This window comes from Streptomyces sp. NPDC007917, assembly GCF_042959105.1.
Classification (GTDB): domain Bacteria; phylum Actinomycetota; class Actinomycetes; order Streptomycetales; family Streptomycetaceae; genus Streptomyces.
Genome location: NZ_JBIBKK010000057.1, coordinates 1 through 11,438 on the forward strand (window position 1 = coordinate 1; position 11,438 = coordinate 11,438).

The window sequence follows — 11,438 nt, forward strand, 5'->3', positions numbered from 1 at the left end:
GGGATTCCGGCGGAGCATCCGCTGACGGCGGTGGTGCATACGGCGGGTGTGCTGGACGACGGTGTGGTGGGGGCGCTGACGCCGGAGCGGCTGAGCGCGGTATTGCGGCCGAAGGTGGACGCGGCGTGGCATCTGCATGAGCTGACGCGTGAGCTGGATCTGGCAGCGTTCGTGGTGTTCTCGTCGGTGTCCGGCTCGATGGGCGCACCGGGCCAGGCGAATTACGCCGCGGGCAACGCGTTCCTGGATGCGCTGATGATGCGCCGTCGGACCGAGGGGCGCGCGGGGCAGTCGCTGGTGTGGGGGCCGTGGGCACAGGACAGCGGGATGACCGGCGGCCTGAGCGAGGCCGACCTGCAGCGGATGAGCGCCGCCGGACTCCCGGCCATCAGCGCCGAGCAGGGCATGGCCCTCTTCGACGCGGCCACCGCGCTGCACGACGCGATGGTCGTCCCCGTACCGCTCGACCTCCCGGCCCTGCGCTCGCGCGGCGAGGTGCCGGGCCTGCTGCGTGGGCTCGTCCGGCCGGCACGGCGTACGGCGGCCGCGGCGCTGCCCGCCTCCGGCGCCGCCGCCGACCTCACCCGGCGCCTGGCGGGGCTGCGGGGCGCCGACCGGGTCCAGATCCTGGTGGATCTGGTACGCGCCGAGGTCGCGTCCGTCCTGGGGTACGCGTCACCGGACGCGGTGGAGGTCCGGCGGGAGTTCCGCGAGCTCGGCTTCGACTCGCTGACCGCGGTCGAGCTGCGCAACCGGCTGAACACGGCCACCGGGCTGCGCCTGTCTTCCACACTCGTCTTCGACTACCCGACGCCCGCTGTGCTGGCCGATTTCCTGGTGGCGGAACTGGTCGGAGCCGACAGCGCCGTCGAGGCCCCCGTGGCCGGGGCGGTCCGTACGGACGACGACCCCGTGGTCATCGTGTCCATGGCCTGCCGCTACCCGGGCGGGGTCCTCTCGCCGGAGGACCTGTGGAACCTGGTGCTCGCCGAGGGCGACGGCATCTCGGAGTTTCCGACGTCTCGAGGGTGGGACCTGGAGTCGCTGTACGACCCGAATCGTGCGCGCCGGGGCACCAGCTACGTACGAGCGGGAGGGTTCCTGCACGAGGCGGGTCAGTTCGACGCCGGGTTCTTCGGAATCTCGCCGCGCGAGGCACTGGCCATGGACCCGCAACAGCGGCTGCTGCTGGAAGTGTCCTGGGAGGCCATCGAACGAGCCGGAATCGCTCCCACCTCACTGCGCGGCAGCCAGACCGGTGTCTTCGTCGGTTCGCTGCACCACGACTACGCGTCGGGGCGCCTGGAGTTCCCGCAGGACGTGCGTGCCTTCCTCGGCACCGGCACGGCCGGCAGCGTGATGTCGGGCCGGATCTCCTACACGCTGGGTCTGGAGGGCCCGGCGGTCACCGTCGACACGGCATGCTCCTCCTCCCTGGTGGCCATGCACCTCGCGGTGCAGGCCCTGCGGTCGGGAGAGTGCTCCCTCGCGCTGGCCGGCGGCGTCACCGTCATGGCGACCCCCGGTCCGTTCATCGACTTCAGCGCTCAGGGCGGGCTTGCCGGCGACGGCCGGTGCAAGGCGTTCGCGGAGGGCGCTGACGGGACCGGCTGGTCGGAGGGTGTCGGTCTGGTGGTGTTGGAGCGGTTGTCGGACGCGCGGCGTCTTGGGCATGAGGTGTTGGCGGTGGTGCGGGGTTCGGCGGTGAACCAGGATGGTGCCTCCAACGGCCTCACCGCGCCGAACGGACCGTCCCAGCAGCGGGTCATCCGTCAGGCGCTGGCGAACGCCGGTCTGGCGGCGTCGGACGTGGACGCGGTGGAGGCCCACGGCACCGGCACCACGCTGGGCGACCCCATCGAGGCGCAGGGACTCCTCGCCACCTACGGCCAGGGCCGCGAACACCCGCTGCTGCTCGGGTCGGTGAAGTCGAACATCGGGCACACCCAGGCTGCTGCCGGCGTGGCCGGTGTCATCAAGATGGTGATGGCGCTGCGGCACGGCCTGCTGCCCAAGACGCTGCACGTGGACGAGCCGTCCACGCATGTGGACTGGTCGCTGGGGGACATCCAGCTGCTCACCGAGTCCGTGGAGTGGCCGGAGCACGGCCGTCCGCGCCGGGCCGCGGTCTCGTCCTTCGGTCTCAGCGGCACCAACGCCCACACCATCATCGAACAGGCCCCGCTGCCTGAGGAGCCGCCGTCCGCCGACCCACGGCCCGAACCTGCCGTGATCCCTGCTGCCTTGCCGTGGGTGGTGTCGGCGAAGACGGCTGCGGCGTTGCGGGGGCAGGCGGTCGGTCTGCTGGCGCGGGTGGAGGCCGATCCGGAGCTGAGGCCGGTGGATGTGGGCTGCTCGCTGGTGTCCACGCGGTCGGTGCTTGAGCACCGGGCGGTGGTGATCGGTGGCGATCGTGAGGAGCTGCTGTCGGGTCTGCGTGCGCTGGGTGATGACGATCCCGCGGCCGTGGTGGTTCGGGGTGTGGCCGATGTCGAGGGGAAGTCGGTGTTCGTCTTCCCGGGGCAGGGTTCGCAGTGGGTGGGGATGGGTGCCCGGCTGCTGGAGGAGTCCCCGGTGTTCGCGGAGCGGTTGGCGGAGTGTGCCGCTGCTCTTGTGCCGTTCATCGACTGGTCGCTGATGGACGTCGTACGGCAGGCGCCGGGTGCTGCGTCGTTGGAGCGGGTGGATGTGGTGCAGCCGGTGTCGTGGGCGGTGATGGTGTCGCTCGCGGCGGTGTGGCGTTCGTGCGGTGTGGAGCCGGACGCGGTGGTGGGTCACTCGCAGGGTGAGATCGCGGCGGCGTGTGTGTCGGGTGCGTTGTCGTTGGAGGATGGCGCGCGGGTGGTGGCGCTGCGCAGTCAGGCGATCGCGCGGCGGCTTGCGGGTGCCGGTGGTATGGCGTCGGTGCCGCTGCCGGTCGCTGAGGTGGAGGCGCGGCTGGAGCGGTGGGACGGCCGGGTGTCGGTCGCCGCCGTGAACGGGCCCCGGTCGGTCGTGGTCTCGGGTGATCAGGAGGCGTTGGACGGGCTGATTGAGGAGTGGAGCGGCGAGGAGGTCCGTATCCGGCGGATCGCCGTGGACTACGCCTCCCACTCCGTCCACGTCGAGCAGATCCGTGAGGAGTTGCTGGCGGAGCTTGCTCCGGTCGCCCCGCGCGCGGCAGAGGTGCCGTTCTTGTCCACGGTGACCGGCCAGTGGCTCGAAGGCGGTGAGCTGGGTGCCGAGTACTGGTACCGGAATCTGCGGCAGACGGTGGGCTTCGAGCCGGCCATCCGGGAGCTGCTGGCGGGGCGTCACCGGGTATTCGTGGAGGTCAGTGCGCATCCGGTGCTGACGGTCGGGGTGCAGGAGACGGTCGACGATGTCGATGTGACCGCTGTGGTAGCGGGCACCTTGCGGCGGGACCAGGGCGGCAGTGACCGGTTCCTGGCCTCGCTGGCGGAGGTCTTCGTCCGTGGCGGCGACGTCGACTGGGCCAGTGTGTTCGCGGACACCGACGCCCACCGCGTCGACCTCCCCACTTACGCCTTCCAGCACGAGCTGTACTGGCCGAACCCGTCCATGCGGGTGGGCGATGTCACCGGCCTGGGCCAGGTGGCCGCCGGGCATCCGCTGCTCGGTGCCGCCGTGGAACTGGCGGACTCCGAGGGCCTGCTGTTCACCGGCCGGCTGTCGCTGCGCTCGCACCCCTGGCTGGCCGACCACGCGGTGGGCGGCGTGGTGCTCTTCCCGGGCACCGGCTTCCTGGAGCTGGCGATCCGCGCCGGCGACCAGGTCGGCTGCGACCTGGTCGACGAGCTCACCCTGCTGGCCCCCCTGGTGCTGGGGGAGCGTGACGCCGTCGCCGTCCAGCTGTGGGTGGGGGCGCCGGACGACACCGGCCGCCGCTCCGTGAACGTGTACTCGCGCGCCGCCGAAGCAGCCGAGCAGCCGTGGGTGCACCATGCCACCGGCGTGCTCGCCCAGGGGGAGCGTACGGCGCGGTTCGACGGAGCCGTATGGCCGCCCGAAGGCGCGGTCGTCGCCGACATGGAGGACTTCTACGAGCGGCTGGCGGACGGCGGATTCGCCTATGGACCGCTCTTCCAGGGGCTGCGGGCGGTGTGGCGGCGCGGCGACGAGGTGTTCGCCGAGGTCGCCCTGCCCGAGCAGACGGGTGGCGACGCCGAGGCGTTCGGGATGCATCCCGCCCTGCTGGACGCGGCCCTGCACGCCGTGTCGTTCGTGAACCTCGACGCGGCCGAGGGCGGACGTCTGCCCTTCTCCTGGAGCGGCGTGTCCCTGCACGCCACGGGCGCCACCATGCTGCGCGTCCGCCTGACCCGGCGGGACGGGGAGTCGGTCTCGCTGGCGGCCGTGGACACCGACGGCGCGCCCGTGGTCTCGGCGGATTCGCTGGTGCTGCGCCCGGTGTCGGCCGAACAGCTGGACGGGGCCCGAGCCGGTGAGCGCGATTCGCTGTTCCGCCTGGAGTGGGTCCCCGTCCAGGTCGACACGGCGGCGTCCGGTGGGCTCGACATCGTGGAACTGACGGCGGAGCAGGCCACGGACCCGGCGTCGCTGGAGAAGGTGCCTGAGGTGGCGACGGTCACCTGGGGATCGGCCGACTTCCCCTCGGCGGCCGAAGCGGTGCACCAGGAGACCGCGCGGGCGCTCAGGCTCATCCAGAACTGGTTGGCCGACGACCGACTCCAGGGCACCCGGCTGGTCTTCGTCCTGCGCGATGCCGTCGCCGTCGAGTCGCCGGACATGGTGGCCGCGGCGGTCTGGGGACTGGTCTCCAGCGCCCAGAGTGAGAACCCCGGACGGTTCGTGCTCGTGGACGCCGCTTCCCCGGACGAGGTGCGGACAGCGCTGGCCTCCGGCGAGCCCCAGGTCGTGGTGCGCGACGGCGGCGTATGCGTCGGCCGACTGGCCGCCGTGACCTCACGCGGCTCGCTGCTGCCTCCGGCCGGGGGAGCGCCGTGGCGGCTGGACAGCCGGCAGAAGGGCAGTCTGGACAACCTGGAACTGCTCAGCTTCCCGGAGGCGGCCGGACCGCTGGCCCCCGGACAGATCCGCGTGGCCGTACGGGCCGCCGGCGTCAACTTCCGCGATCTTCTCAACGGCCTCAACGCACTGGGCGCCTTCCAGGACAAGGTGGGGCCGCTCGGCAGCGAGGCGTCCGGTGTGGTCGTCGAGACCGGCCCGGAGGTGACCGGGCTGCGCGTCGGCGACCGGGTGGTCGGACTGGTCGACGGCTCCTTCGGGCCCCTCGCGGTGGCCGCTGAGCGGGCGGTGACCCGGATTCCGGAGGGCTGGCGGTTCGAGGACGCCGCATCCGTCCCGGTCGCGTATTTGACCGCGTATTACGGGCTGATGGATCTGGCGGGGTTGTCGGCGGGTGAGTCGGTGCTGGTGCATGCGGGTGCCGGTGGTGTGGGTATGGCGGCGATCCAGCTGGCGCGGCATGTGGGTGCTGAGGTGTTCGCGACGGCGAGTGAGGGCAAGTGGGAGGCGTTGCGTTCGCTGGGGGTTCCGGACGATCACATCGCCTCGTCGCGTACGACGGATTTCGAGGAGCGGTTCCTTGAGGTGAGTGGTGGGCGGGGTGTGGATGTGGTGCTCAACTCGCTCGCGGGCGAGTTCATCGACGCGTCCGCGCGGCTCCTGCGCCCGGGCGGCCGGTTCATCGAGATGGGCAAGCTGGACATCCGCGACGCCGACAGCTTCACCGACGCGACGTACACCTGGTTCGACCTGCTCGACGCGGGCCCCGAGCGCCTGCAGAGCATGCTGGTCGAGCTGATGGAGCTGTTCGAGGCGGGTGTGCTGCGTCCGCTTCCGGTGACGACCTGGGATGTGCGGCGGGCGCGGGATGCCTTCCGTTATATGAGTCAGGCCAAGCACACGGGCAAGATCGTGCTGACCATGCCGGGTGAGTGGGACCCCGAGGGCACCGTGCTGATCACGGGGGGTACGGGTGGTCTGGGCAGTGTGCTGGCGCGGCATGTGGTGGCTGAGCGTGGGGCGCGGCATGTGCTGTTGACGAGTCGTCGTGGGCTGGATGCTCCGGGTGCCGTGGAGTTGCGGGCGGAGTTGGCGGCGCTGGGTGCCGAGGTGTCGGTGGTGGCGTGTGATGTGGCGGATCGTGACGCGGTGGCGGATGTGCTGGCGTTGGTTCCGGCGGAGCATCCGCTGACGGCGGTGGTCCATGCGGCGGGTGTGCTGGACGACGGTGTGGTGGGGGCGCTGACGCCGGAGCGGCTGAGCGCCGTGCTGCGGCCGAAGGTGGACGCGGCATGGCATCTGCACGAGCTGACCCGCGACCTGGACCTGGCCGGCTTCGTGATGTTCTCCTCGCTCGCCGGGGTGATGGGCAACCCGGGCCAGGCCAACTACGCCGCCGCCAACGCCGCCCTCGACGCCCTGGCCCGCGGGCGCCGGGCGGCGGGCCTGGCCGGCCAGTCGCTCGTATGGGGCCTGTGGGCCCATGAAAGCGGCATGACCGGCAAGCTCACCGACGCCGACATCCAGCGCATGAGCGCCGCCGGCCTGCCGCCGATCAACGGCGAGCAGGGCATGGCCCTCTTCGACGCGGCGACGTCCTGCGACGAGCCGGTGGTGGCCCCCGTACGTCTGGACCTCGCCGCGCTCCGTGCCCAGCCCGAGGTGCCGAGCCTGCTGCGCGGGCTGGTCCGCACCACCCGCCGCGCGGCGGCAGCGGCATCGGCGTCCGCGTCGGGCGCGGCGGCGGCGCTCACCCGGCAGCTGGCGGCAGTGGCGGAGTCCGAACGCGCACCGGTCCTGGTGGACATCATCCGCGGCCAGGCGGCCGCGGTCCTCGGCCATGCCTCGGCCGAGGCCGTCGAGGCGCGCCGGGAGTTCCGCGAGCTGGGCTTCGACTCGCTGACCGCCATCGAGCTGCGCAACCGGCTGAACACCGCCACCGGGCTGCGCCTGCCGTCCACACTCGTCTTCGACTACCCCACTCCGATCGTCCTCGCCGAGCATCTGCTCTCGGAGCTCGTGGGCCAACGCGGCGAGGTGGTCGTCCCGGCCGCCGCGACATCCGGGTCCATGGACGACCCGATCGTGATCGTCGGGATGAGCTGCCGCTACCCGGGCGGTGTCCGTTCGCCCGAGGACCTGTGGCGGCTGGTCGCCGAGGGCCGGGACGCCATCGCCGAACTCCCCACGGACCGCGGCTGGCAGGTCTACGGCGACCTCGCCTTCGAGGGCGGTTTCCTCTACGACGCCGCCGAGTTCGACGCGGGTTTCTTCGGGATCTCGCCGCGTGAGGCGCTGGCCATGGACCCGCAGCAGCGGCTGCTGCTGGAGACCTCGTGGGAGGTCTTCGAGCGCGCGGGCATCGACCCGGCTGGCCTGCGCGGCACCGACACCGGTGTCTTCATCGGCGCCGCCGGCGGTGGCTACGTACCGCCGGAGGAATCCCGAGGCCATCAGATGACCGGTCTGCTGACCAGCGTCGCGTCCGGTCGGCTCTCCTACACCTTCGGCCTCGAAGGCCCGGCGCTGACAGTGGACAGCGCGTGCTCGTCATCGCTGGTCACCATTCACCTGGCGGCGCAGTCGCTGCGCTCGGGCGAATGCTCCTTGGCGCTGGCCGGCGGTGTGACGGTGATGTCCACCCCGGCGGCCTTCGGGGAGTTCGACCAGCACGGCGGGCTCTCGCCGGACAGCCGCTGCCGCCCGTTCGCCGACTCGGCCGCCGGGACCGGCTGGTCGGAGGGCGTGGGTCTGGTGGTGTTGGAGCGGTTGTCGGATGCGCGGCGCCTTGGGCATGAGGTGTTGGCGGTGGTGCGGGGTTCGGCGGTGAACCAGGATGGTGCGTCGAATGGTCTGACGGCGCCGAACGGTCCGTCGCAGCAGCGGGTGATCCGGCAGGCGCTGGCGAACGCCGGTCTGACGACCTCGGACGTGGACGCGGTGGAGGCCCACGGTACCGGGACCACGCTGGGCGACCCGATCGAGGCGCAGGCGCTGCTGGCCACCTACGGGCAGGATCGTGAACTCCCGCTGCGGCTGGGCTCCATCAAGTCCAACATGGGGCACACCCAGCTGGCGGCCGGTGTGGCCGGTGTGATCAAGATGGTGATGGCGCTACGGCACGGGCTGCTGCCGAAGACGCTGCACGTGGACGCGCCGTCGACGCATGTGGACTGGTCGGCGGGCGCGGTGGAGCTGTTGACCGAGGCCGTGGAGTGGCCGGAGACCGGGCGTCCGCGCCGGGCCGGTGTCTCGGCGTTCGGCGTCAGCGGCACCAATGTGCACGCCATCCTGGAGCAGGCGCCACAGCCTGCCGAGCCGATGCCGGCTGACGAGGACGTCTCTGCCGTGACCCCTGCTGCCTTGCCGTGGGTGGTGTCGGCGAAGACGGCTGCGGCGTTGCGGGGGCAGGCGGTCGGTCTGCTGGCGCGGGTGGAGGCCGATCCGGAGCTGAGGCCGGTGGATGTGGGCTGCTCGCTGGTGTCCACGCGGTCGGTGCTTGAGCACCGGGCGGTGGTGATCGGTGGCGACCGTGACGAACTGCTGTCCGGTCTGCGCGCCCTGGGCGATGACGACCCCACGGCGGGTGTGGTTCGGGGTGTGGCCGATGTCGAGGGGAAGTCGGTGTTCGTCTTCCCGGGGCAGGGTTCGCAGTGGGTGGGGATGGGTGCCCGGCTGCTGGAGGAGTCCCCGGTGTTCGTGGAGCGGTTGGGGGAGTGTGCCGCTGCTCTTGCGCCGTTTATCGACTGGTCGTTGATGGATGTGGTGCGGCAGGCGCCGGGTGCTGCGTCGTTGGAGCGGGTGGATGTGGTGCAGCCGGTGTCGTGGGCGGTGATGGTGTCGCTCGCGGCCCTGTGGCGTTCCTGTGGTGTGGAGCCGGACGCCGTGGTGGGCCACTCCCAGGGTGAGATCGCCGCCGCGTGTGTGGCCGGTGCGCTGTCGTTGGAGGACGGCGCGCGGGTAGTGGCGTTGCGCAGTCAGGCGATCGCGCGGCGGCTTGCGGGTGCCGGTGGCATGGCGTCGGTGCCGCTGCCGGTCGCTGAGGTGGAGGCGCGGCTGGAGCGGTGGGACGGCCGGGTGTCGGTCGCCGCCGTGAACGGGCCCCGGTCGGTCGTGGTCTCGGGTGATCAGGAGGCGTTGGACGGGCTGATTGAGGAGTGGAGCGGCGCGGAGGTCCGTATCCGGCGGATCGCCGTGGACTACGCCTCCCACTCCGTCCACGTCGAGCAGATCCGTGAGGAGTTGCTGGCGGAGCTCGCTCCGGTCGCCCCGCGCGCGGCAGAGGTGCCGTTTTTGTCCACGGTGACCGGCCAGTGGCTCGAAGGCGGTGAGCTGGGCGCCGAGTACTGGTACCGGAATCTGCGGCAGACGGTGGGCTTCGAGCCGGCCATCCGGGAGCTGCTGGCCCGGCGCCACCGCGCCTTCATCGAGGTCAGCGCGCATCCGGTGCTGACGGTCGGGGTCCAGGAGACGGTCGACGACGTCGATGTGACCGCTGTGGTAGCGGGCACCTTGCGGCGGGACCAGGGCGGCAGCGACCGGTTCCTGGCCTCGCTGGCGGAGGTCTTCGTCCGTGGCGGCGACGTCGACTGGGCCAGTGTGTTCGCGGACACCGATGCCCACCGCGTCGACCTCCCCACCTACGCCTTCCAGCGACAGCGCTACTGGCCCTCCGAAGCCACGCGGGCGGGCGATGTAACCGCCGCCGGTCTGGTGTCCCCGGAACATCCGCTGCTCGGTGCCGCCGTGGAACTGGCGGACTCCGAGGGCTTGCTGTTCACCGGCAGCCTGTCGCTGCGGTCGCACCCGTGGCTGGCGGACCACGCCGTGGCCGGTGTGGTGCTCTTCCCGGGCACCGGCTTCCTGGAGCTGGCGATCCGCGCCGGCGACCAGGTCGGCTGCGACCTGGTCGATGAACTCACCCTCGAGGCGCCATTGGTGGTGCCGGAGCGCGACGCGGTCGCGGTCCAGCTGCGGGTGGGTGCTCCCGACCCCTCGGGCCGTCGCAGCCTCAGCGTGTACTCACGGCCCGCGGACGCCGCCGAGCAGCCGTGGGTGCAGCACGCCACCGGTGTGCTGGCGCGCGGTGAGCGGACGGCCGACTTCGACGCCACCGTATGGCCGCCCACCGGCGCGGTCGTCGCTGACATGGAAGGGTTCTACGAGCGGTTCGCCGAGGGCGGCGTCGCCTACGGCCCGGTGTTCCAGGGGCTGCGCGCGGTGTGGCGGACCGAGGACGAGGTGTTCGCCGAGGTCGCCCTGCCCGAGCAGGTGAACGACGCCGCGTCGTTCGGAATCCACCCGGCCCTGCTGGACGCGGCCCTGCACGCCGTATCCTTCGCCGACCTCCCGGGGGCGGACCCGGAGTCCGGGCGGGGCCGGCTGCTGTTCTCGCTGAGTGGTGTCTCCCTGCACGCCAACGGGGCGTCCGTGTTGCGGGTGCGGCTGGTCCATGACGCCGCCGGGTCGCTGACCCTGGCCGCGGCCGACCCGGCCGGTGCGCCCGTCATCTCGGTCGAGTCCGTGGCCATCCGCTCGGTGTCCGCGGAGCAACTGGCCGCCGGGAACACCGTCGGCCACGCGTACGATTCCCTCTACCGGCTGGACTGGGTGGCTGCCCCGGCCGCCTCGCAGCCCGGAGACGGGCCGGAGACGGTCGAGCTGTCCACGGACGCGCTCGCGCACCTGGTGTCGCTGGAAACGGTGCCCGACGTGGTCATGGTCGAGGTCGGCTCGCTCGGCGCCCCCGGCCCCGTAGGACACACCGAGGCCCCGGACGGGGAGGGCTCGACGCACCAGGTGACGGCCCGGGCGCTGGAGCTGGTCCAGCACTGGGTGGCCGACGAGCGGTACGCGGACTCCCGCCTGGTGTTCATCACGCGCGGGGCCATCGCGGCGAGGAGCGGCGACACCGTAACGGATCCGCGCGCCGCGGCCGTGTGGGGGCTGTTGCGCTCGGCGCAGACGGAGTACCCGGGACACTTCCTCCTGGCCGATCTCGACGGTCGGCAGCAGGCCGCCGAGGTGCTGGCCGGCATTGTCGCGTCCGATGAGCCGCAGGTCGCGGTCCGGGACGGCGTCGTACTCGTCGGCCGACTGGCCTCGGTCGCCTCCTCCACCGGACTGCTGCCCCCGCCCGGCGGGGTGCCGTGGCGGCTGGAGAGCCGGCGCAAGGGCAGCCTGGACGCCCTCGAACTGATCACCGAAGCGCCTCAGGATCAGCTTGCCGCCGGTCAGGTACGGATGGAGGTACACGCCGGAGGACTCAACTTCCGCGATGTGCTCAACGCCCTGGACATGTACCCGGGCGACCCCGGCCTGATGGGCAGCGAGGCCGCCGGAGTGGTCGTCGAAACCGGCTCGGAGGTCACCGCTTTTGAGGTGGGTGACCGGGTGTTCGGCATGGTGCAGGGTGCGTTCGGCCCGGTCGCCGTGGCCGATCGGCGTGC

Annotated in this window: 1 protein-coding gene; it reads left to right on the forward strand. The window is 72.0% G+C overall.

Features of this window, described 5'->3' with window-relative positions; genetic code table 11:
* Window positions 1-11,438: SDR family NAD(P)-dependent oxidoreductase (locus tag ACFZDL_RS46950; RefSeq protein ID WP_353597250.1), on the forward strand; the 11,438-nt coding region annotated here is incomplete at both ends.